The organism is Streptococcus oralis subsp. oralis, from assembly GCF_002096445.1.
In the GTDB taxonomy this organism is placed as follows: Bacteria; Bacillota; Bacilli; order Lactobacillales; family Streptococcaceae; genus Streptococcus; species Streptococcus oralis_N.
The window spans coordinates 903,324-925,233 of record NZ_NCUK01000013.1 but is presented as its reverse complement, the minus strand read 5'-3'; the positions used below and the strand labels follow the sequence as shown (position 1 = coordinate 925,233).

At 41.1% G+C, this 21,910-nt stretch carries 21 protein-coding genes; 19 read left to right on the top strand and 2 right to left on the bottom strand.

Features of this window, described 5'->3' with window-relative positions; translation table 11 throughout:
• The 4 genes from B7721_RS07870 (at position 1) to B7721_RS07855 (ending at position 4,648) form a co-directional block, all read left to right on the top strand.
• The gene (locus B7721_RS07870; RefSeq protein ID WP_084878424.1) at positions 1-1,227 is read left to right on the top strand and encodes a cysteine desulfurase; all 1,227 of its coding nucleotides are present in this window, start codon (positions 1-3) and stop codon (positions 1,225-1,227) included.
• Complete coding sequence (sufU, locus tag B7721_RS07865) at positions 1,214-1,642, top strand: Fe-S cluster assembly sulfur transfer protein SufU (protein WP_084878422.1); 429 nt, start codon at positions 1,214-1,216, stop codon at positions 1,640-1,642. The genes B7721_RS07870 and sufU overlap by 14 nt, the downstream gene beginning before the upstream one ends.
• Before the next feature lie 69 nt (positions 1,643-1,711).
• Positions 1,712-3,124 (top strand): Fe-S cluster assembly protein SufB, encoded by a 1,413-nt coding sequence (sufB, locus tag B7721_RS07860; RefSeq protein WP_000797057.1) that lies wholly within the window; start codon positions 1,712-1,714, stop codon positions 3,122-3,124.
• Between the two features lie 126 nt (positions 3,125-3,250).
• A complete protein-coding gene (locus B7721_RS07855) occupies positions 3,251-4,648 on the top strand; it encodes an APC family permease (RefSeq protein WP_084878420.1) in 1,398 nt (465 codons plus the stop codon).
• Between the two features lie 27 nt (positions 4,649-4,675).
• Here B7721_RS07855 and B7721_RS07850 read toward each other — a convergent pair whose 3' ends face one another.
• Complete coding sequence (locus B7721_RS07850) at positions 4,676-5,524, bottom strand: YitT family protein (protein ID WP_084878418.1); 849 nt, start codon at positions 5,522-5,524, stop codon at positions 4,676-4,678.
• Between the two features lie 141 nt (positions 5,525-5,665).
• Here B7721_RS07850 and B7721_RS07845 point away from each other — a divergent pair, with 141 nt between their 5' ends.
• Both B7721_RS07845 and B7721_RS07840 read left to right on the top strand, forming a co-directional pair.
• The gene (locus B7721_RS07845) at positions 5,666-6,502 is read left to right on the top strand and encodes a DegV family protein (RefSeq protein WP_000195456.1); all 837 of its coding nucleotides are present in this window, start codon (positions 5,666-5,668) and stop codon (positions 6,500-6,502) included.
• Positions 6,503-6,609: 107 nt separating this feature from the next.
• Entirely contained in the window at positions 6,610-6,885 is a 276-nt protein-coding gene (locus B7721_RS07840) for an HU family DNA-binding protein (protein ID WP_001284636.1), read from the top strand.
• Between the two features lie 132 nt (positions 6,886-7,017).
• Here the strand turns inward: B7721_RS07840 and B7721_RS07835 are convergent, their stop codons facing one another.
• On the bottom strand, positions 7,018-8,004 hold the full coding sequence (locus tag B7721_RS07835) for an L-lactate dehydrogenase (RefSeq protein WP_000127489.1): 987 nt from the start codon (positions 8,002-8,004) through the stop codon (positions 7,018-7,020).
• Positions 8,005-8,199: 195 nt separating this feature from the next.
• Between B7721_RS07835 and gyrA the strand changes: the two genes are divergently transcribed.
• The 13 genes from gyrA (at position 8,200) to B7721_RS07770 (ending at position 21,905) form a co-directional block, all read left to right on the top strand.
• Positions 8,200-10,668: a DNA gyrase subunit A gene (gene gyrA, locus B7721_RS07830; RefSeq protein WP_084878416.1), complete on the top strand. Its 2,469-nt coding sequence runs from the start codon at positions 8,200-8,202 to the stop codon at positions 10,666-10,668.
• On the top strand, positions 10,668-11,414 hold the full coding sequence (locus tag B7721_RS07825) for a class A sortase (RefSeq protein WP_084878414.1): 747 nt from the start codon (positions 10,668-10,670) through the stop codon (positions 11,412-11,414). The genes gyrA and B7721_RS07825 overlap by 1 nt, the downstream gene beginning before the upstream one ends.
• A 200-nt stretch (positions 11,415-11,614) precedes the next feature.
• The gene (locus B7721_RS07820; RefSeq protein ID WP_049478154.1) at positions 11,615-12,412 is read left to right on the top strand and encodes a formate/nitrite transporter family protein; all 798 of its coding nucleotides are present in this window, start codon (positions 11,615-11,617) and stop codon (positions 12,410-12,412) included.
• A 150-nt stretch (positions 12,413-12,562) separates the two neighbouring features.
• On the top strand, positions 12,563-13,843 hold the full coding sequence (locus B7721_RS07815) for an O-acetylhomoserine aminocarboxypropyltransferase/cysteine synthase family protein (protein ID WP_084878412.1): 1,281 nt from the start codon (positions 12,563-12,565) through the stop codon (positions 13,841-13,843).
• A gap of 94 nt (positions 13,844-13,937) precedes the next feature.
• Positions 13,938-15,212, top strand: a complete 1,275-nt coding sequence (locus B7721_RS07810; protein WP_084878410.1) for a DUF2130 domain-containing protein — start codon at positions 13,938-13,940, stop codon at positions 15,210-15,212.
• Positions 15,213-15,237: 25 nt separating this feature from the next.
• Entirely contained in the window at positions 15,238-16,485 is a 1,248-nt protein-coding gene (locus B7721_RS07805; RefSeq protein ID WP_084878409.1) for a glutamyl-tRNA amidotransferase, read from the top strand.
• 28 nt (positions 16,486-16,513) lie between these two features.
• The gene (gene truB / locus B7721_RS07800; RefSeq protein WP_084878407.1) at positions 16,514-17,392 is read left to right on the top strand and encodes a tRNA pseudouridine(55) synthase TruB; all 879 of its coding nucleotides are present in this window, start codon (positions 16,514-16,516) and stop codon (positions 17,390-17,392) included.
• Positions 17,393-17,503: 111 nt separating this feature from the next.
• A complete protein-coding gene (gene udk / locus B7721_RS07795) occupies positions 17,504-18,142 on the top strand; it encodes a uridine kinase (RefSeq protein WP_045591120.1) in 639 nt (212 codons plus the stop codon).
• A 128-nt stretch (positions 18,143-18,270) separates the two neighbouring features.
• Positions 18,271-19,611, top strand: coding sequence for an exodeoxyribonuclease VII large subunit (gene xseA, locus B7721_RS07790; RefSeq protein WP_084878405.1), 1,341 nt, complete (start codon positions 18,271-18,273; stop codon positions 19,609-19,611).
• Positions 19,589-19,801: an exodeoxyribonuclease VII small subunit gene (locus B7721_RS07785; RefSeq protein ID WP_000043226.1), complete on the top strand. Its 213-nt coding sequence runs from the start codon at positions 19,589-19,591 to the stop codon at positions 19,799-19,801. The genes xseA and B7721_RS07785 overlap by 23 nt, the downstream gene beginning before the upstream one ends.
• Positions 19,798-20,673, top strand: a complete 876-nt coding sequence (locus B7721_RS07780) for a polyprenyl synthetase family protein (protein ID WP_084878403.1) — start codon at positions 19,798-19,800, stop codon at positions 20,671-20,673. The genes B7721_RS07785 and B7721_RS07780 overlap by 4 nt, the downstream gene beginning before the upstream one ends.
• Entirely contained in the window at positions 20,666-21,481 is an 816-nt protein-coding gene (locus tag B7721_RS07775) for a TlyA family RNA methyltransferase (protein ID WP_084878401.1), read from the top strand. Before B7721_RS07780 ends, B7721_RS07775 begins: the two co-directional genes overlap by 8 nt.
• On the top strand, positions 21,474-21,905 hold the full coding sequence (locus tag B7721_RS07770; RefSeq protein WP_001034390.1) for an arginine repressor: 432 nt from the start codon (positions 21,474-21,476) through the stop codon (positions 21,903-21,905). Before B7721_RS07775 ends, B7721_RS07770 begins: the two co-directional genes overlap by 8 nt.
• Positions 21,906-21,910 lie beyond the last annotated feature (5 nt).

Sequence of the window (21,910 nt, the reverse complement as noted above, 5' to 3'; positions counted from 1 at the left end):
ATGTTAGATGTAGAAGCTATTCGCAAGGATTTTCCAATTTTGGACCAGATTGTCAACGATGAACCTCTGGTCTATCTGGACAATGCTGCGACGACACAAAAACCATTAGCAGTTCTGGAAACAATCAACCGCTACTATGAGCAGGACAATGCCAATGTTCACCGTGGTGTTCATACCTTGGCGGAGCGAGCAACAGCTTCTTATGAAGCTGCTCGTGAAACCATTCGTAAGTTTATCAATGCAAGCTCTACAAAGGAAGTACTCTTTACCAGAGGAACGACGACCAGTCTTAACTGGGTGGCACGTTTCGCTGAGGAAATCCTGACTGAGGGAGACCAGGTCTTGATCTCAGTAATGGAACATCATTCCAATATCATTCCATGGCAGGAAGCTTGTCGCAAGACTGGGGCAGAGCTTGTCTATGTTTATCTCAAGGACGGAGCTCTGGATATGGATGACTTGCGCGCTAAATTGACTGATAAAGTCAAGTTTGTCTCCCTAGCTCACGCCTCTAATGTCCTTGGTGAGGTTAATCCTATCAAAGAAATCACTCAATTAGCCCACCAAGTTGGAGCTATTATGGTGGTGGATGGTGCTCAGTCTACGCCCCATATGAAGATTGATGTCCAGGACTTGGATGTAGACTTCTTTGCTTTTTCAGGTCACAAGATGGCTGGACCAACTGGTATTGGTGTTCTTTACGGTAAAGAAAAGTATCTGGAACAAATGTCACCAGTTGAGTTTGGTGGCGAGATGATTGATTTCGTCTATGAGCAATCTGCTAGTTGGAAGGAATTGCCTTGGAAATTTGAGGCTGGAACGCCAAATATGGCAGGTGCTATCGGACTTGCTGCAGCAGTGGATTATCTGGAAAAGATTGGTATGGATGCCATTGAATCTCATGAACAGGAATTGATTGCATACGTCTTTCCAAAATTGCAGGAAATTGAAGGGTTAACCATTTATGGTTCGCAAGACCTGGCTCAACGTTCAGGTGTCATTGCCTTCAACCTAGGGGATCTTCATCCTCATGATCTTGCTACAGCATTAGATTATGAAGGAGTGGCTGTTCGTGCTGGTCACCATTGCGCCCAACCTTTGCTTCAGTATTTGGAAGTCCCAGCAACAGCTCGTGCAAGTTTTTATATCTACAATACCAAGGCAGATTGTGACAAGTTGGTCGATGCCCTACAAAAGACAAAGGAGTTTTTCAATGGCACTTTCTAAACTAGATAGCCTTTATATGGCAGTGGTGGCAGACCATTCGAAAAATCCACATCACCAAGGAAAGTTAGAAGACGCTGAACAAATCAGTCTCAACAATCCAACCTGTGGGGATGTCATCAACCTCTCTGTCAAGTTTGACGCAGAAGACCGTTTGGAAGATATTGCTTTTCTAAATTCAGGTTGTACCATCTCAACTGCCTCTGCTAGTATGATGACAGATGCTGTTTTGGGGAAGACCAAGCAAGAAATTCTAGAACTTGCAACCATCTTTTCTGAAATGGTTCAAGGTCAAAAGGATGAGCGTCAAGACCAACTTGGAGACGCGGCTTTCTTATCAGGTGTTGCCAAATTCCCACAACGAATCAAGTGTGCAACTCTAGCTTGGAATGCCCTTAAGAAAACAATTGAAGATTAAGAAAAACAGTAAGACAAGTTTCTTTTGTCTTACGAATCAGTAGAAATGAAGAATGAAAGAAAGGATATTATGGCTGAAGAAAGAGTAGAACCAAAACCAATTGACCTTGGTGAATATAAATTTGGTTTCCATGACGATGTAGAGCCTGTCCTATCGACAGGAAAAGGATTGAACGAAGAAGTCATTCGCGAATTATCAGCTGCTAAGGGAGAACCTGAGTGGATGTTAGAATTCCGTTTGAAGTCTTATGAAACCTTCAAAAAAATGCCTATGCAAACCTGGGGAGCAGACTTGTCAGAGATTGACTTTGATGACTTGATCTACTACCAAAAACCTTCTGATAAACCTGCCCGTTCTTGGGATGAAGTTCCTGAGAAAATCAAAGAAACCTTTGAACGTATTGGGATTCCAGAAGCTGAGCGTGCTTATCTAGCAGGTGCCTCTGCCCAGTACGAGTCAGAAGTGGTTTACCACAACATGAAGGAAGAGTTCCAGAAATTGGGTATTATCTTTACAGATACGGATTCTGCCCTCAAGGAATACCCAGACTTGTTTAAACAATACTTCGCTAAGTTGGTACCACCGACTGATAACAAGTTGGCAGCCCTCAACTCTGCAGTATGGTCGGGTGGAACCTTTATCTACGTGCCAAAAGGTGTCAAGGTAGATATTCCACTTCAAACCTACTTCCGTATCAACAACGAAAATACAGGTCAGTTCGAACGTACCTTGATTATTGTTGATGAAGGAGCAAGCGTCCATTACGTAGAAGGATGTACAGCACCAACATATTCAAGTAATAGCCTGCACGCTGCCATCGTAGAAATTTTCGCTTTGGACGGAGCTTATATGCGTTATACAACCATCCAAAACTGGTCTGATAATGTCTATAACTTGGTAACAAAACGTGCCAAAGCTTTGAAAGATGCGACTGTTGAGTGGATTGATGGTAACTTGGGTGCCAAAACAACTATGAAATACCCATCTGTTTACCTAGATGGAGAAGGGGCCCGTGGTACCATGCTTTCGATCGCCTTTGCCAATGCAGGCCAACATCAGGATACTGGTGCCAAGATGATTCACAATGCTCCACACACAAGTTCGTCTATCGTTTCTAAATCCATCGCTAAAGGTGGAGGAAAGGTAGACTACCGTGGACAAGTAACCTTTAACAAGAACTCTAAGAAATCTGTTTCTCACATCGAGTGTGATACCATTATCATGGATGACTTATCAGCGTCAGATACCATTCCATTCAATGAAATTCACAACTCGCAAGTCGCTTTGGAACACGAAGCTAAGGTATCTAAGATTTCAGAGGAACAACTCTACTACCTCATGAGCCGTGGTTTGTCAGAATCTGAGGCAACCGAGATGATTGTCATGGGATTTGTGGAACCCTTCACAAAAGAACTTCCAATGGAATACGCAGTTGAGCTGAACCGCTTGATTAGCTATGAAATGGAAGGGTCTGTTGGGTAAGAATATGCAGAATCTGAACAGGAATCCTTTCTGTTCAGAATTTTTTTCAAAAATGAACCTAATAAATATTCACAAAAATACTTTTATGTGGTAAAATAAAACAATTACATTTAGTGGAGATGAAGTATGAATATTTTTAGAACCAGGGATGTTAGTCTGGGACGAACGGAAATGCGTCGCCATTTGAAATTATGGGATTTGATTTTACTAGGGATTGGTGCCATGGTGGGAACGGGAATTTTTACCATTACAGGAACAGCAGCTGCTACATTGGCTGGTCCATCTCTAGTTGTTTCCATTGTGATTTCTGCCCTAAGCGTTTCTTTATCAGCCCTCTTTTTTGCGGAATTTGCCTCTCGTGTGCCTGCAACAGGAGGTGCTTATAGTTACCTTTATGCAATCTTAGGCGAATTGCCAGCCTGGATTGCCGGTTGGTTGACCATCATGGAATTCATGACAGCTATATCGGGTGTTGCGTCTGGTTGGGCAGCTTACTTTAAGGGCTTACTCAGTAATTATGGTATCTCCATGCCCCAAGCCTTAAATGGCACTTTTAACCCCGAACAAGGCACCTATATCGACCTTTTACCTATTTTGGTGCTTGCTTTGGTAACAGGAGTAGTCTTATTGAATTCCAAGGCAGCCTTGCGCTTTAATTCGCTACTAGTGGTCTTGAAATTCTCTGCTCTAGCTTTGTTTATCCTAGTTGGAATTTGGTACATCAAACCTGAAAATTGGTCAAATTTTGCTCCCTTTGGCTTTGGTCAACTATATGGTGGAAGTACTGGAATAATGGCAGGAGCCTCTTTGATGTTCTTTGGTTTCCTCGGTTTTGAGTCAATTTCTATGGCAGTTGATGAGATTCAAAGTCCGCAAAAGAATGGTCCTCGAGGAATTGTCCTTTCTCTATCAATCGTCACTATTCTCTATGCTTTGGTAACCTTAGTATTAACTGGGGTTGTTCACTATAGCCAACTCAATGTGGACGATGCGGTAGCCTTCTCTTTGCGTAGTATCGGTATCGGCTGGGCGGCCAATTATGTTTCGCTTGTAGCTATTCTAACCCTGATAACCGTATGTATCTCTATGACTTACGCTTTGTCTCGGATGATTTATAGCTTAGCACGTGATGGACTTTTACCTCAAAATTTCAAACAATTAAGCAAGACTAGTCGCGTTCCTAAAAACGCAACCCTCTTGACAGGAGTTGCTTCAGCCATTGCTGCGGGCATTTTCCCCTTGGCAAGCATTGCCGCCTTTCTAAATATCTGTACACTAGCCTATCTCATCTTACTTGCCTATGGCATTATCAAACTCAGAAAAGATAAGGGGATGCCAAAAGAAGGAGAGTTCAAAACTCCTTTAGTGCCGCTTTTGCCAATCCTTTCCATTCTTATCTGTCTTTCCTTTATGCTTCAATACACCAAGGAAACATGGATTGCCTTTGGACTTGCTTTGTTGGTTGGACTAGTGATTTACTTTACTTATGGCTATCGTCATTCTACACTTTCTGAACAAAAATAAAAGCTGGGATTTCCCAGCTTTTTTGTTTTATTCTTTTATGTAAGTAAATCCTTCACCCAGAATTTCATGAGCCTCAGTGATGGTGATAAAGGCTTGAGGATCAATTTTGTGAATCATATCCTTCATTTTAACGATTTCGTTTCGACCGACGATACAGTAGATAATTTTTAAATCCTTTTTGCTGTAGTAGCCTTGACCAGATATAAAGGTAACGCCACGTCCGAGTTCATCGTTAATCTCTTTGGCCAATTGATCAGGATATTGGGTAATAATCATAAATCCTTTACCAGCATAACCTCCTTCGCCGATCAAGTCGATAACACGAGCGATGATAAAGTCAAACAAGAGGGTATAGGTAACTAGACGAAGGTCCTGGAAGATGATCAAAATCAACATTAGGATAAAAAAGTCAATCCCAAAAAGCAATTTACCAATCGAAATATTAGTGTATTTGTTGAGGATACGTGCAACGATATCAGATCCACCAGTGGTTCCACCAGCATTAAAGATAATTCCTAAACCAACCCCCAGTAAGACTCCTGAGACTAAAGCGACAATGATGAGATCCCCTTGCAAGTCGATGTGCAAAGGAATGCGCTCAAAGATTGCTAGCCAAACGGAAAGTGAAATAGATCCTAGAAGGCTAGAGTAGAGGGTCTTAGGTCCAAATATTTTCCAAGCCAGGATAAATAAAGGGATATTGATTAAGAGGTTCATCAATGAGACAGGGATTTTAAAAAGATAGTAGGTAATCAAGGTAATACCTGTCGCCCCTCCCTCAAATAAATGATAAGGAACAACAAAGTAGGTAAGACCGAAGGCATAGATAGCAGCTCCCAAAATAATCGTGATAATCGGTTGAAGTTTTCGAATCATGGCTGTTCCTCACTTTTCTATAGATAGATTATACCAAAAATTCAGTTCTTTTCATCGGATCACTTATGATTTTTTATCATTTTTTTGATATAATAAAGGAGAAAATCCCAATCCTATCGAGAAGAATAGAAAGATTGAATTATGACACAAGTAAAAATTGTAACGGACTCTTCTGTTACTATCGAACCAGAAGTAGTTAAAGAATTAAATATCACCGTTGTTCCTCTATCAGTTATGATTGATAGTGTGCTTTATTCGGATGCAGATTTGAAAGAGGGAGAATTCCTTCATCTTATGCAACAAAGCAAGAATCTGCCTAAAACAAGCCAGCCCCCTGTAGGAGTGTTTGCTGAGGTCTTTGAAGAACTAGGTAAAGATGGAAGTCAAATTATCGCCATTCACATGTCCCATGCCTTGTCTGGAACTGTGGAAGCTGCTCGCCAAGGGGCCAGCCTCTCAACTGCTGATGTAACGGTTATTGATAGTTCCTTTACAGATCAAGCAATGAAGTTCCAAGTAGTTGAAGCCGCAAAACTTGCCAAAGAGGGTAAAGACTTAGAAACGATCTTAGCTCATGTAGAGGACGTCAAAAATCATACAGAACTCTATATCGGTGTTTCGACGCTAGAAAACTTAGTTAAGGGTGGTCGTATTGGACGTGTGACAGGATTACTAAGCTCACTCTTGAATATTCGTGTAGTAATGCAGATGAAAAACCACGAACTCCAACCAATCGCCAAAGGACGTGGAGCGAAAACTTTCAAAAAGTGGCTTGAGGAATTAACCAATACTCTTTCCCAAAAATCAGTTGCAGAAATTGGAATTTCCTATGCTGGAACGAACGAATGGGCGAATGAGATGAAGGCATTATTGCAACCTTATGTTGAGAAACCAATCTCTGTATTGGAAACTGGCTCTATTATTCAAACTCATACTGGAGAGAATGCTTGGGCGATTCTAATTCGCTACAATTCCTAAAAAAATAGAGAAAAAATGGTCAAAATAGTGTTTTTGACTTGACCTATAGTCGATTTTAGGATATGATTATATTTGTTAATTAGAAATTATTTGGAGGATTTGTTAACATGGCAAACAAACAAGATTTGATCGCTAAGGTAGCAGAAGCTACAGAATTGACTAAGAAAGATTCAGCAGCAGCAGTTGACGCTGTATTTGCAGCAGTAACTGAATACCTTGCAGCTGGTGAAAAAGTTCAATTGATCGGTTTCGGTAACTTTGAAGTTCGTGAGCGTGCTGCACGTAAAGGTCGCAACCCACAAACTGGTAAAGAAATCAAAATCGCAGCTTCTAAAGTTCCAGCATTCAAAGCTGGTAAAGCTCTTAAAGACGCTGTTAAATAATGAATTTTCAAAAAGCCTATTGTATCAAGCTTCATTGCTTGATCGATAGGCTTTTTTTTGTTTATTTGAAAAGTTGAGTTATGATTCTGTGCAAAAAGAAAAAGGTTCCCAAGGATGAGAACCTTCTTTTCATTAGTTTTTAGAAGCTGCTTGGAATTCAGGGTTTTTCCATGCTTCATCAATGATAGCTTGCAATTCTTTAGCTGATGCTTGCATTTTTTGAGTTTCAGCATCGTTCAATGGGATGTTAACTGGACGAACGATACCGTGTGCACCAACGATAGCAGGTTGACCGATAAAGACGTTTTCAACACCGTATTGACCTTCTTGGAATACTGAAAGTGGAAGTACTGCATTTTCGTCATCAAGGATTGCACGAGTGATACGAGCAAGGGCAACGGCGATACCGTAATAAGTAGCACCTTTTTTGTTGATGATTGAGTAAGCTGCATCACGAACTGAGATGAAGAGTTCAACAAGGTCAGCTTCATTCAAGTCACGGTTAGCTTGCAACCATTGCTCCAATTTAACACCGGCAACGTTAGCGTGTGACCAAACAGCAAACTCAGAGTCACCGTGTTCACCCATGATGTAGGCGTGAACGGAACGTGCATCAACACCGATAGTTTCAGCAAGTGCTTGACGGAAACGAGCTGAGTCAAGTGAAGTACCTGAACCGATAACGCGTTCTTTAGGGAAACCTGAGAATTTCCATGTTGAGTATGTCAAGACATCAACTGGGTTAGCAGCAACAAGGAAGATACCGTCAAATCCAGATGCAACAACTTGTTCAACAATTGATTTGTTGATTGCCAAGTTTTTACCTACAAGGTCAAGACGAGTTTCACCTGGTTTTTGTGGAGCACCAGCAGTGATAACTACAAGGTCTGCATCCGCACAGTCTTCGTACTTAGCTGCATAGATTTTTTTAGGTGAAGTAAAAGCTAGCGCGTGGCTAAGGTCTTCAGCATCACCAACTGCTTTTTCAAACAATTGAGGAATTTCAATGATACCAAGTTCTTGTGCAATTCCTTGTGTTACGAGGGCAAAAGCGTAAGATGAACCTACGGCACCGTCACCGACAAGGATCACTTTTTTGTGTTGTTTAGTTGCTGTCATTTGTCTAAACATCTCCTTTATTTTATTAAGGGGGAACCCCCATTTGATTTCATTCTATCACTTTTGCTAAGCTTTGTCACGGATATACCTTCGGGATAAGTATGTAAACGTTTTAGTGATTTCCAAAGACTGAAATGATCTACACTTTATGGTATAATATATCTAGTTACTAATTGTGAAATGAGGCATTTATTAATGCAGGATAAAAACTTAGTGAATGTTAATCTGACAAAGGAGATGAAGACCAGCTTTATCGACTACGCCATGAGTGTTATCGTAGCGCGTGCTCTTCCTGATGTTCGAGATGGCTTAAAACCAGTTCACCGTCGTATTCTATACGGAATGAATGAACTAGGTGTTACACCAGACAAACCTCATAAAAAGTCAGCCCGTATTACAGGGGATGTTATGGGTAAATACCACCCACACGGAGATTCCTCTATTTACGAAGCCATGGTTCGTATGGCTCAGTGGTGGAGCTACCGTTACATGCTTGTTGATGGGCATGGAAACTTTGGTTCTATGGACGGGGACGGTGCTGCCGCGCAGCGGTACACTGAGGCACGTATGAGCAAGATTGCTCTTGAAATGCTTCGTGATATCAATAAAAACACCGTTGATTTCGTAGACAACTACGATGCTAACGAACGTGAACCCTTGGTTTTGCCAGCTCGTTTTCCAAACCTTTTGGTCAATGGAGCAACGGGTATCGCTGTTGGGATGGCAACCAATATTCCACCTCACAACTTGGGTGAAACCATTGATGCAGTGAAGTTGGTTATGGATAATCCTGAAGTGACGACTAAGGACTTGATGGAAGTCTTGCCTGGTCCAGATTTTCCAACCGGTGCTCTTGTCATGGGAAAATCAGGTATCCATAAGGCTTATGAGACTGGTAAAGGTTCAATCGTTCTTCGTTCTCGTACAGAGATTGAAACCACTAAGACGGGTCGGGAGCGCATCGTTGTAACGGAATTCCCTTATATGGTTAATAAAACCAAGGTACATGAGCATATTGTTCGCTTGGTTCAGGAAAAACGAATTGAGGGCATTACAGCCGTACGTGATGAGTCCAACCGTGAAGGCGTTCGCTTTGTAATCGAGGTTAAACGCGACGCGTCTGCCAACGTTATCCTTAACAACCTCTTCAAGATGACCCAGATGCAAACCAACTTTGGTTTCAACATGTTGGCGATTGAAAATGGTGTGCCAAAAATCTTGTCCCTTCGTCAAATTTTGGATGCTTATATCGAACACCAAAAAGAAGTGGTTGTTCGCCGTACACGTTTTGACAAGGAAAAAGCAGAAGCGCGTGCGCACATCTTAGAAGGTCTTTTAATCGCGCTAGACCATATTGATGAAGTGATTCGTATCATTCGTGCCAGTGAAACAGATGCGGAAGCGCAAGCTGAGTTGATGAGCAAGTTCAAGCTTTCTGAACGTCAAAGTCAAGCTATCCTTGATATGCGTCTTCGTCGTTTGACAGGATTGGAACGTGATAAGATTCAGTCTGAATATGATGAATTGATTGCCTTGATTGCAGATTTGGCTGATATTCTTGCTAAACCTGAGCGCGTGGCGCAAATTATCAAAGAGGAATTGGACGAAGTCAAACGCAAGTTTGGTGACAAGCGTCGTACGGAGTTGATGGTCGGAGAAGTCTTAACTCTTGAGGACGAAGATTTGATTGAAGAAACTGATGTCTTGATTACCCTATCTAACAAGGGCTACATCAAACGTTTGGACCAAGGTGAGTTCACTGCTCAAAAACGTGGTGGCCGTGGAGTTCAAGGTACGGGAGTTAAGGATGATGACTTTGTGCGTGAGTTGGTTTCAACCAGCACCCATGATCATTTGCTCTTCTTTACTAATAAAGGACGTGTCTATCGCCTTAAAGGTTATGAAATCCCAGAATATGGTCGTACAGCCAAGGGCTTGCCAGTTGTCAATCTTTTGAAGTTGGACGAAGGCGAAAGCATTCAGACTATCATCAATGTTGATTCTGAACGTAGTGATGATGCTTATCTCTTCTTCACAACTCGTCACGGTGTCGTGAAGAGAACCAGTGTCAAAGAATTTGCAAATATTCGTCAAAATGGACTTAAGGCCTTGAATCTCAAGGATGAGGATGAGTTGATCAATGTCTTGCTGACAGAAGAAGATACCGATATCATCATTGGTACCAAGTTTGGTTATGCTGTTCGCTTTAATCAATCAGCTGTTCGTGGCATGAGCCGTATCGCGACAGGTGTTCGAGGAGTCAATCTTCGTGAAGGAGATACAGTAGTTGGTGCTAGTGTGATTACAAACCAAGACGAAGTTCTTATCATCACTGAAAAAGGTTACGGTAAACGTACTCTTGCTACTGAATATCCAACTAAAGGCCGTGGTGGTAAAGGAATGAAGACAGCCAATGTTGCTGAGAAGAATGGTCCTCTTGCAGGCCTCCTCACTGTTAAAGGTGATGAAGACCTGATGATTATCACGGATACAGGGATCATGATTCGAACAAACGTTGCCAATATTTCACAAACAGGACGCTCAACTATGGGAGTTAAGGTGATGCGTCTAGACCAAGATGCCAAGATTGTGACCTTTACAACGGTTGCTGCAGCAGAAAAAGAAGAAGTTGGGACTGAAATTGAAACAGAAGGTGAAGCATAATGTCTCATAAAAAAACGAAAAATAAGAAGAATAAGCGTAGAAATCTATTTATCAATATTTTAGCAGGTTTCTTAATTCTTTTATCGCTAGCTTTAATTTTTAATTCAAAGATTCGTGATCTCTTTTTGGTCTGGAATACCAATAAATACCAAGTCAATCAAGTCACTAAGGAAAATATAGATGAAAATCTAAAAACCGAAGGGAATTTTGATTTTGACTCTGTTAAGTCTATTTCCTCCGAAGCTGTATTGGCTTCACAATGGGATGCTCAGAAACTTCCCGTTATTGGAGGTATTGCTATTCCTGAAGTAGAAATCAACCTGCCTATTTTTAAAGGATTGGACAATGTAAACTTGTTCTACGGAGCAGGGACCATGAAACGCGATCAAAAAATGGGAGAAGGCAACTATTCTCTAGCCAGTCACCATATCTTTACTGCTGAAAATGCGAGCCAGATGCTCTTCTCGCCATTGGTCAATGCCAAGGCAGGTATGAAGATTTATCTGACGGATAAGGACAAGGTTTATACCTACGAGATTACGGAAGTTAAACGTGTCACACCAGACCGAGTGGATGAAGTCGAAGACCGTGATGGAGTGAAAGAAATTACCTTGGTAACCTGTGTAGACTACGATGAAACCGAACGAATTATTGTGAAAGGTATTTTTAAAGAATCAAAAGCTTATTCGGATACATCTGAAGATATTTTGAAAGCCTTTAATCAACCGTATAGACAACGTTATTAAAAATGAATGAACCAGTGAAGAGCTATTTCACTGGTTTTTTATATGAACAAATAGAATCAAAATAGTTCTTATGAAAAAGGATAAGAAGGCTTAGGATAAAGATTTTTAAGATAAATATTTTAGAAATTTACGGAAAACGCTTTCTAGAAAGCAAGGATTATGTTATAATTATCACAAATAAAAGTTTTAGGAGTTTTTTTATGGTCTCTTCAGAATTTATTTCAAAGATTGAATTTGCTTGCAAGAAGAAAGAAAGCCTTTATAGCCAAAGTAAGTTTAAGTATGCGATTCGTTCCATGTTTGCAGGTGCCTTTCTAACATTTAGTACAGCTGCGGGCGCAGTTGGGGCTGACTTGATAAATAAAATTGCTCCAGGTAGTGGACGTTTTCTCTTCCCATTTGTTTTTGCTTGGGGATTGGCCTACATTGTTTTCTTGAATGCTGAGCTGGTAACTTCGAATATGATGTTTTTGACAGCTGGTAGTTTCTTGAAAAAAATCTCTTGGAGAAAAACAGCTGAGATTTTGCTTTACTGTACCTTCTTCAACCTCATCGGAGCTTTGATAGCAGGTTGGGGCTTTGCCCACTCAGCAGCCTATGCAAATCTAACACATGATAGCTTCATTTCAGGGGTTGTAGAGATGAAGTTAGGTCGTTCCAATGAGCTAGTCTTGCTTGAAGGTATTTTAGCCAATATCTTTGTAAACATTGCCATTCTTTCCTTTGTTTTGGTGAAAGACGGTGGAGCCAAACTTTGGCTTGTTTTGTCAGCAATTTACATGTTTGTATTCTTAACAAACGAACACATTGCTGCGAACTTTGCTTCTTTTGCGATTGTTAAGTTTAGTGTTGCAGCAGATTCAATTGCTAACTTTGACATACCTAATATTCTTCGTCACTGGGGTGTAACCTTTGTCGGAAACTTTATTGGTGGGGGTCTCTTGATGGGCTTACCATACGCCTTCCTCAACAAAAATGAAGATACTTATGTCGATTAAAGAAATGAGCACGAGTTAATCGTGCTTTTTTGTTTGATGTGTATGACTAGTCATAGTTGTTCCTTATATCAAAATATAGAAAAACGGTATTGGAAAAGACTAGCACAAGATGATACAATATCCCTAATGAAGCTATTTGGAGGTCGTCTTATGACTCGTGATTTTAAATTTGAAACCCTACAATTACATGCTGGACAAGTCGTTGATCCAGTGAGCAAATCTCGCGCAGTACCGATTTATCAAACAACATCCTTTGTTTTTGATGACACGCAAGAAGGTGCCGATTTGTTTGCCTTGAGAAAACCAGGGAACATTTATACTCGTATTACCAACCCTACAACAGCGGCATTTGAAGAAAGAATAGCTGCTCTTGAAGGTGGTGTTGGAGCGCTAGCGACAGCATCAGGTATGGCTGCTGTAACCTACACTATTTTGGCGCTTGCTCACGCAGGTGACCATGTGGTAGCGGCGTCAACTATTTATGGTGGGACCTTCAACCTCTTGAAGGAAACCCTTCCTCGTTATGGGATCACAACTACCTTTGTGGATGTGGATAATTTGGAGGAAGTGGAAGCAGCTATCAATGACAATACCAAGCTTGTCTTGATTGAAACCTTGGGGAATCCCTTAATTAACATTCCTGACTTGGAGAAATTGTCCGAGATTGCTCATAAACACCAGATTCCTCTCGTTTCGGACAACACTTTTGCCACACCATATTTGATTAACGTCTTCTCTCACGGTGTAGATATTGCCATTCACTCAGCAACTAAGTTTATCGGTGGACATGGTACGACTATTGGAGGAGTGATTGTTGATAGTGGTCGTTTTGACTGGGCAGCTTCAGGGAAATTCCCTCAATTTGTTGAGGAAGATCCAAGTTACCATAACTTGAGCTATACTCGGGATGTTGGTGCAGCAGCCTTTATTATCGCTGTTCGTGTTCAATTGCTTCGTGATACAGGTGCTGCCTTGTCGCCATTTAATGCCTTTCTCTTGCTCCAAGGGCTTGAAACCCTCTCTCTTCGTGTAGAACGCCATGTGCAAAATGCAGAGAAAATTGTTGATTTCCTTGTCAATCATCCTAAGGTAGAAAAAGTCAACTATCCAAAACTAGCTGACAGTCCTTACCATGTCTTGGCTGAGAAATATTTGCCAAAAGGTGTTGGTTCAATCTTTACCTTCCATGTCAAAGGTGGAGAAGCAGAAGCTCGCAAGGTGATTGATAATTTGGAAATCTTCTCTGACCTTGCAAACGTGGCAGATGCCAAATCTCTTGTTGTCCATCCTGCGACAACCACTCACGGTCAGTTGTCAGAAAAGGATCTAGAAGCAGCAGGTGTAACACCAAACCAAATTCGCTTGTCGATCGGTCTTGAAAATGTAGAGGATTTGATTGAAGATTTGCGCTTAGCCTTGGAAAAAATTTAAAGTAAAAGATATAAACAGTGGGTTTCGACTCACTGTTTTTGATTTTCCCTCAAGCATGATATAATGGTTACAGAAGTCTAGAAAGAGGAAAGTTATGAACGAAATCAAATGTCCCAACTGTGGGGAAGTCTTTACAGTAAATGAAAGTCAGTATGCCGAACTCTTATCCCAAGTGAGAACGGCTGAGTTTGATAAGGAATTGCACGATCGCATGAAGCAGGAGCTGGCCTTAGCTGAGCAAAAGGCCATGAATGAGCAACAGACTAAACTGGCTCAGAAGGATCAAGAAATTGCGCAACTGCAGAGTCAAATCCAAAACTTTGATACAGAGAAAGAGTTAGCTAAGAAAGAAGTTGAACAGACAAGTCATGAGGCCTTATTAGCAAAGGACAAGGAAGTGCAGGCCTTGGAAAGCCAATTGGCCACCTTGCATTTGGAGCATGAAAACCAACTGCAAAAGACTCTCTCTGATTTAGAAAGAGAGCGTGATCAGGTCAAAAACCAGCTCCTCTTGCAAGAAAAGGAAAATGAGCTGTCTTTGGCTTCTGTTAAGCAAAATTACGAAGCCCAGCTTAAGGCTGCCAGTGAACAGGTCGAATTCTACAAGAATTTCAAGGCTCAACAATCTACAAAAGCCATTGGAGAAAGTCTTGAACAGTATGCAGAGAGTGAGTTTAACAAGGTACGTAGTTTCGCCTTTCCAAATGCCTATTTTGAGAAGGATAACAAGCTCTCTGCACGTGGGTCTAAGGGGGACTTTATCTTCCGTGATTTTGATGAAAATGGTCTAGAATTCATTTCCATCATGTTTGAGATGAAAAATGAAGCGGACGGAACAGAGAAGAAGCACAAGAATGCGGACTTCTACAAGGAATTGGACAAGGACCGTCGGGAGAAAAACTGCGAATATGCGGTTCTGGTGACCATGCTAGAAGCAGATAACGACTACTTTAATACAGGGATTGTTGATGTCAGCCACGAGTATGAAAAGATGTATGTGGTTCGTCCTCAGTTCTTTATCCAGTTGATTGGTCTCTTGCGTAATGCAGCGCTTAATTCCCTAAAATACAAACAAGAATTGGCCTTGGTTCGAGAGCAAAATATCGATATTACACATTTTGAAGAAGACTTGGATGCCTTCAAAGTAGCTTTTGCCAAGAACTACAATTCAGCTTCAACTAACTTTGGTAAAGCCATCGACGAAATTGATAAGGCCATCAAACGCATGGAAGAGGTCAAAAAGTTCCTAACCACATCCGAAAACCAACTCCGCCTCGCTAATAACAAATTGGAGGATGTTTCAGTTAAAAAATTGACCCGAAAAAACCCAACCATGAAAGCGAAGTTTGAAGCGCTGAAGGGGGAATGAGGTTACTTTAAAAACAGGAGTTCCTATGAAAAAATCTTTGAAATTCTCGGAAATTTATATTGCTTATTTACCATTTGTTGTATTTTTTCTTAATCTCCTATATGGTCTTTTAAATATTGAAGGCGTAGGCGATACTGACTCAAGATATAATTTATTCTTTGCTATTTTTGGATTTATTCCAACTATATTCGGTTATGGAATTAGTTTTTTGGCTAATCTTCTGGTGGGGATATCTTATGTGCGAAAAGCAAAAAATGAATCGAAACGCATCATTGCTTTTCTATTGCTTGGAAATATTTTTTTAGCAATTTTTCTGATGTTTTTGCTAAGATTTAAAATGATCGTTTCCTTTGACTTTATAAAAGATATTGACCTTTGGAGTTTCATTTTTTCATTATTTTTATTTCCGTATTTAGATTGGATTTATCAAAAGGAAAACTATAATCCAAAATTAAGTCGTAAGTTACTTATTCTATTTTTGATTGGGATTTTTTCTCCATTTATAGGAAATACAATTCAAACCCACTTTAGAAATAATGCTAAAGTTCAACAATTAAAAGAGTTTTATTCTTCTATGGGAATGAATTATGATGTTGCTCTTAAAAGCGTAGAAATAGAAAGCAACGTTTCAGATATTAGTATTTTTGATGTATCGGATAATGGAATGACTATCCAAGTAGGTGCTAAGTACATTCGTCAAAAATTAACACAGGTCAGTTTCATTAATGAGAATTATGGTTTTAAAGAATTCTTGAGGCTTTCTGCATCGAGCCAAGAAGCTCAGACAGTTCTGAATGATTTTAAATCAGCTGTAGAAAGTGCAATACAAAAGAAAGGATATGATATAGTAGTTATTGATGATAAAGAACAGCCATTAGCTAGCCCTGGTTTTAAAATATCAAATTCATATAGGATAACTCCTTTAATAAAAGAAAAGGCTCTTCAAAATCAAAATTCATTCAGTAAAGAAAAACAAGCTTTTAGAGGATATGCGACTCTTTCTGTTAAAGACTTTATGAAGGAGGGAGCACTTTGCTTGCATTTAACACTTAGCAAAAGCAACCTATTGGAACTAGGAGATATTGATTTTTCAAGCTTTCCAGATGGATATTACAACATAAATGCTGACTACTTTTTGGTTGTTAATGGAAAATATAAGCAACTTGAAAAGGATGATAATTTTGAATATATTTTACCAATTGAGTCGGGTAAACCATTTTACTCTGAGGATTTATATGATATTAAAAAAATTGATTTAAACAATGAGGAATAGAAGTGAGAGGGAAATTAGAAAGCAACAGATGAACGGTATTATTAACTTAAAAAAAGAAGCGGGGATGACCTCGCATGACGCGGTTTTTAAGCTGCGCAAGATTTTGGGAACCAAGAAGATGGGTCATGGTGGGACCTTGGATCCAGATGTGGTGGGTGTTTTGCCTATTGCGGTGGGTAAGGCGACACGCATGGTCGAGTTTATGCAGGATGAGGGTAAGGTCTATGAGGGGGAAATCACTCTTGGTTATTCAACGACGACTGAGGATGCCAGCGGAGAAGTGGTTGCAGAGACACCCGTTTTGTCTCCCTTGGATGAAACCATTGTCGATGAAGCGATTGCGAGTCTGACCGGACCTATTACCCAGATTCCGCCTATGTATTCGGCTGTCAAGGTTAATGGTCGCAAGCTCTATGAGTATGCGCGTGCTGGTCAGGAAGTGGAGCGTCCAGAACGTCAGGTGACTATTTATCAATTTGAGCGGACTAGTTCGATTTCTTATGACGATCACCTCGCACGTTTTACATTTCGTGTGAAATGCAGTAAGGGGACTTATATCCGTACCTTGTCAGTTGACTTGGGAGAGAAGCTTGGTTATGTGGCCCATATGTCCCATCTGACACGGACTAGTGCTGCAGGGTTACAACTGGAGGATGCTCTTACCTTGGACGAAATTGCTGAAAAAGTGGAGGCTGGTCAACTGGACTTTCTCCATCCTCTTGAAATTGGAACGGGGGATCTTGTCAAAGTTTTCCTAAGTCCTGAAGAGGCTACAGAAGTGCGCTTTGGTCGTTTTATCAAGCTAGACCAAACGGACCAAGAATTAGCTGCCTTTGAGGGAGATACATTGCTAGCCATTCTAGAAAAAAGGGGCAATCTCTACAAGCCAAGAAAGGTTTTTGGCTAGTCTAACTGGAGTGTGGGGATGGATTTGTTTCCCCTAGACTATCCAAATCAGACTATAAATTTTGCAAAAAATGTGATAGAATAGACGACGGATAAAAAAACGGAGGATAGCATGCAAAATAGACCAATCATTATCGGAGTGACAGGTGGTTCTGGTGGAGGAAAAACAAGTGTTTCAAGAGCCATTTTATCGCACTTTCCTGATGAAAAGATTTCCATGATTGAGCATGATTCATACTACAAGGATCAGTCTCACTTGACCTTTGAAGAGCGTGTCAAAACCAATTACGACCATCCATTTGCCTTTGATACAGACCTGATGATCGAGCAGATTAAGGAATTGTTGGCAGGGCGCCCAGTGGACATCCCGACTTATGACTATACAGAACATACACGGAGTAGCAAGACCTATCGTCAGGAGCCTCAGGATGTCTTTATCGTTGAGGGGATTTTGGTCTTGGAGGACAAGCGTCTGCGCGATTTGATGGATATCAAGATTTTTGTGGATACAGATGATGATGTGCGTATTATTCGTCGGATCAAGCGTGATATGGAAGAGCGTGGCCGTAGTCTGGATAGCGTGATTGACCAATATCTAGGTGTGGTCAAACCTATGTACCACCAGTTCATTGAGCCGACCAAGCGTTATGCCGATATCGTCATTCCTGAAGGGGTCAGCAATACTGTTGCTATCGACCTTTTGACCACCAAAATTTCTAAGATTTTGGAAGAAGCACGAAACAGCAAATAATCAGATGAGGAGGCAATGCCTCCTTTTTCTATTTTTCCTTTGGTTTCAGTATGCAAAAGGAGATTTTTAATCATCTTTTTGGTATAATAATACCCATGGAAAAGCAAGAAAATGAATAGTAGGTGGAGATGGAAAAGTATTTATCGGTAACAACTTTGACCAAGTATCTGAAAATGAAATTCGATAAAGACCCTTACTTGGAACGGGTCTATTTAACTGGTCAAGTTTCCAACTTTCGTAAACGACCTACTCACCAATATTTCTCCTTAAAAGATGACCATGCAGTTATTCAAGCGACCATATGGTCAGGGATCTATCAGAAATTAGGTTTCGACCTCGAAGAGGGAATGAAGATCAATGTAATTGGGCGTGTGCAGGTTTATGAACCCAGTGGGAGCTACTCTATCATCATTGAAAAGGCTGAGCCTGATGGGGTTGGGGCGCTGGCGATTCAGTTTGAACAACTTAAGAAAAAATTGACAGAAGAAGGCCTGTTTCAAGAACGCTTCAAGCAACCTCTTCCCCAGTTTTCTAAGCGAATCGGTGTGGTAACCAGTCGCAGCGGAGCCGTTATTCGAGATATTATCACGACCGTCAGCAGGCGTTTTCCTGGTGTTGATATCCTTCTCTATCCGACAAAAGTGCAAGGTGATGGAGCTGCTGAGGAAATTGCTCGAAATATTGTACGTGCCAATCAACGTGAGGACATAGATGTTCTCATCATTGGTCGTGGTGGGGGTTCCATCGAGGATCTCTGGGCCTTTAACGAAGAAATTGTGGTACGAGCCATTTTTGAATCTCGTTTGCCAGTTATTTCTAGTGTTGGGCATGAGACAGATGTGACCTTGGCAGATTTTGTCGCAGATAGACGGGCTGCGACACCAACAGCAGCTGCTGAACTAGCAACACCTGTGACCAAGTTGGATGTATTAGCTCATTTGCAAAATCAAGAAAAGCGGATGGCAACAGCAGTTCAGAATGTCCTGTCAAGAAAAAAAGAAGCTCTGAAAAAATGCAGTCAGTCAGTCATCTTTAGACAGCCAGAGCGTTTGTATGATGGTTATTTACAACGGTTAGATCAACTGCAACTGCGATTAAAACAAAGTTTGCGAACACGGATTTCTGATAATAAACAGCTAGTCCAAGCAAGGACGCATCAACTAGTCCAATTATCACCTATAACCAAAATCCAGCGTTATCAAGATCGTTTAGGTCAGTTGGACAAGCTCCTACGTAGCCAAATGGCGCTGGTTTATGATGCCAAGGTTGCTGAAGTCAAGAGACTTTCAGAAGCTCTACTGATGTTGGATACCAGTCGAATCGTGGCGCGTGGTTATGCTATTGTCAAAAAAGAAGAGTCAGTAGTAGATTCGGTTGAGAGTTTGAAGAAAAAAGACCAAGTGACGCTTTTGATGCGAGATGGTCAAGTAGAATTAGAGGTTAAAGATGTCAAAACAAAAGAAATTTGAGGAAAATCTAGCAGAACTAGAGACCATTGTACAAAGTTTGGAAAATGGTGAAATCGCTCTGGAAGATGCGATTGCTGCCTTTCAAAAGGGCATGGTCTTGTCAAAAGAGCTCCAAGCGACGCTGGACAAGGCTGAAAAAACCTTGGTTAAGGTCATGCAAGAAGACGGAACAGAAAGTGATTTTGAATGAAGAAGCAAGCAAAATTAGCTCTTGTGGAGTCGGCTTTGGAAGACTTTTATGGAGACCAGCAGTTTGCCTCTAGTTTGCGAGAGTCCGTTCTCTATTCCATTCATGCTGGTGGCAAGCGTATTCGACCTTTTCTCTTGTTAGAGGTTTTGGAAGCCTTGCATGCTGCTATTAGACCAGCACACGCGCAGGTGGCTGCGGCTTTGGAAATGATTCATACAGGAAGCTTGATTCACGATGACCTTCCTGCTATGGATGACGACGATTATCGTCGTGGACGCTTGACCAATCATAAGAAATTCGGCGAAGCGATGGCAATTTTGGCAGGAGATGCTTTGTTCCTAGATCCCTATGCCTTAATAGCGCAGGCGGATTTGCCAAGTCAGATCAAGGTGGACTTGATTGCCAACTTATCCCTTGCTTCAGGGAGTCTAGGTATGGTGGCAGGGCAGGTTTTAGATATGGAAGGCGAACACCAGCATTTGTCTTTGGAAGAACTTCAGACCATTCATGCCAATAAGACTGGAAAATTGCTAGCTTATCCCTTTCAAGCAGCTGCTATCATAGCTGAATTAGCACCAGAAATCCAAACAAAATTGAAAACTGTGGGTGAATTGATTGGGCTGGCCTTTCAAGTTCGAGATGATGTGCTGGATGTGACAGCTAGTTTTGAGGAAATCGGCAAGACTCCACAAAAGGATTTACAGGCTGAAAAATCAACCTATCCAGCCTTGTTGGGCTTGGAGGAGGCGACTGCCTTTTGTAACCAAACTCTGGATCAAGCCAAGGCTAAATTAGAAGAAATTGCCCAGCAGGTTCCCTTTGAAACAGAATCGATTGTGAAAGTAGTAGAAAGTTTGAGAATCAATGGCTAAGGAAAGAGTGGATGTACTAGCTTATAAACAGGGCTTGTTTGAAACGCGAGAACAGGCCAAGCGCGGCGTCATGGCTGGACTAGTCGTAGCTGTCCTTAATGGGGAGCGTTTTGACAAGCCAGGAGAGAAAATCCCAGATGATACTGAACTAAAACTCAAGGGTGAAAAACTCAAGTATGTCAGTCGAGGTGGTCTAAAACTGGAAAAGGCTTTGCAGGTCTTTGATTTATCAGTGGATGGCGCAACCACGATTGATATTGGGGCCTCCACTGGAGGATTTACTGACGTCATGTTGCAAAATGGTGCTGAGTTGGTCTTTGCAGTCGATGTCGGTACCAATCAGTTGGCTTGGAAATTGCGCCAAGACCCACGGGTTGTCAGCATGGAGCAGTTTAATTTTCGTTATGCTGAAAAGACTGACTTTGAGCAGGAACCGAGCTTTGCCAGTATTGATGTGAGTTTCATTTCCTTAAGTTTGATTCTACCAGCATTGCACCGTGTCTTGGCTGATCAAGGTCAAATTGTAGCTCTGGTTAAGCCGCAGTTTGAAGCAGGTCGTGAGCAGATTGGAAAGAATGGAATCATTCGCGATGCCAAGGTTCATCAACATGTCCTTGAATCTGTCACTGCTATGGCAGTTGATCAAGGTTTTTCAGTGCTTGGATTAGACTATTCACCAATCCAAGGTGGACATGGGAATATTGAGTTTTTAGCTTATTTGAAAAAGGAAGAGGGAGCAAGTAACCAAGTTGCTCCTGAAATAGAAAAAGTTGTAGAGAGAGCACATAGAGAATTTAAAGATGAATAAAAAAGAGAGACTTGAAAAAATTAGAAGATTTGTTACGGATTATCAGATCGGGACTCAGGAAGAAATCGTTGAGCATTTGAAGGAAGCAGGTATTTCTGCTACGCAAGCCACTGTCTCAAGGGACATCAAAGAGCTTGGTATTGTTAAAATTCCTTTGAAGAACAATACTTATATCTATGAGTTGCCAAAATCAATCGTCAAGAGTTTGCAGTTAGCTGAGGACAATATTGTGAGTTCTGAGTTAATGGGAAATATGATCAACCTTGCTGTCATTCCTGGAAATACTATTTTTGTGAAGAGTCAGTTGGTTGAAGCATTTTCTGAACAGATTTTTAGCTGTCTAGCTGATGATGATTCTATCTTAATTGTAGCTAGAACAGCAGAGGCAGCTGAGGAAATTGTTGAACAAGTCAAAAAATGGTAGGTCAG

Excerpts from the sequence above, each read along its gene's own strand:
- B7721_RS07850 (WP_084878418.1), bottom strand. The coding sequence starts at position 5,524 with ATGATTCGAAAACTTCAACCGATTATCACGATTATTTTGGGAGCTGCT.
- B7721_RS07840 (WP_001284636.1), top strand. The coding sequence starts at position 6,610 with ATGGCAAACAAACAAGATTTGATCGCTAAGGTAGCAGAAGCTACAGAA.
- truB (WP_084878407.1), top strand. The coding sequence starts at position 16,514 with ATGAACGGTATTATTAACTTAAAAAAAGAAGCGGGGATGACCTCGCAT.
- B7721_RS07805 (WP_084878409.1), top strand. The coding sequence starts at position 15,238 with ATGAAAAAATCTTTGAAATTCTCGGAAATTTATATTGCTTATTTACCA.
- udk (WP_045591120.1), top strand. The coding sequence starts at position 17,504 with ATGCAAAATAGACCAATCATTATCGGAGTGACAGGTGGTTCTGGTGGA.
- B7721_RS07825 (WP_084878414.1), top strand. The coding sequence starts at position 10,668 with ATGTCTCATAAAAAAACGAAAAATAAGAAGAATAAGCGTAGAAATCTA.
- xseA (WP_084878405.1), top strand. The coding sequence starts at position 18,271 with ATGGAAAAGTATTTATCGGTAACAACTTTGACCAAGTATCTGAAAATG.
- B7721_RS07780 (WP_084878403.1), top strand. The coding sequence starts at position 19,798 with ATGAAGAAGCAAGCAAAATTAGCTCTTGTGGAGTCGGCTTTGGAAGAC.
- B7721_RS07810 (WP_084878410.1), top strand. The coding sequence starts at position 13,938 with ATGAACGAAATCAAATGTCCCAACTGTGGGGAAGTCTTTACAGTAAAT.
- B7721_RS07770 (WP_001034390.1), top strand. The coding sequence starts at position 21,474 with ATGAATAAAAAAGAGAGACTTGAAAAAATTAGAAGATTTGTTACGGAT.
- gyrA (WP_084878416.1), top strand. The coding sequence starts at position 8,200 with ATGCAGGATAAAAACTTAGTGAATGTTAATCTGACAAAGGAGATGAAG.
- B7721_RS07870 (WP_084878424.1), top strand. The coding sequence starts at position 1 with ATGTTAGATGTAGAAGCTATTCGCAAGGATTTTCCAATTTTGGACCAG.
- B7721_RS07815 (WP_084878412.1), top strand. The coding sequence starts at position 12,563 with ATGACTCGTGATTTTAAATTTGAAACCCTACAATTACATGCTGGACAA.
- B7721_RS07785 (WP_000043226.1), top strand. The coding sequence starts at position 19,589 with ATGTCAAAACAAAAGAAATTTGAGGAAAATCTAGCAGAACTAGAGACC.
- B7721_RS07835 (WP_000127489.1), bottom strand. The coding sequence starts at position 8,004 with ATGACAGCAACTAAACAACACAAAAAAGTGATCCTTGTCGGTGACGGT.
- sufU (WP_084878422.1), top strand. The coding sequence starts at position 1,214 with ATGGCACTTTCTAAACTAGATAGCCTTTATATGGCAGTGGTGGCAGAC.
- B7721_RS07855 (WP_084878420.1), top strand. The coding sequence starts at position 3,251 with ATGAATATTTTTAGAACCAGGGATGTTAGTCTGGGACGAACGGAAATG.
- sufB (WP_000797057.1), top strand. The coding sequence starts at position 1,712 with ATGGCTGAAGAAAGAGTAGAACCAAAACCAATTGACCTTGGTGAATAT.
- B7721_RS07845 (WP_000195456.1), top strand. The coding sequence starts at position 5,666 with ATGACACAAGTAAAAATTGTAACGGACTCTTCTGTTACTATCGAACCA.
- B7721_RS07820 (WP_049478154.1), top strand. The coding sequence starts at position 11,615 with ATGGTCTCTTCAGAATTTATTTCAAAGATTGAATTTGCTTGCAAGAAG.
- B7721_RS07775 (WP_084878401.1), top strand. The coding sequence starts at position 20,666 with ATGGCTAAGGAAAGAGTGGATGTACTAGCTTATAAACAGGGCTTGTTT.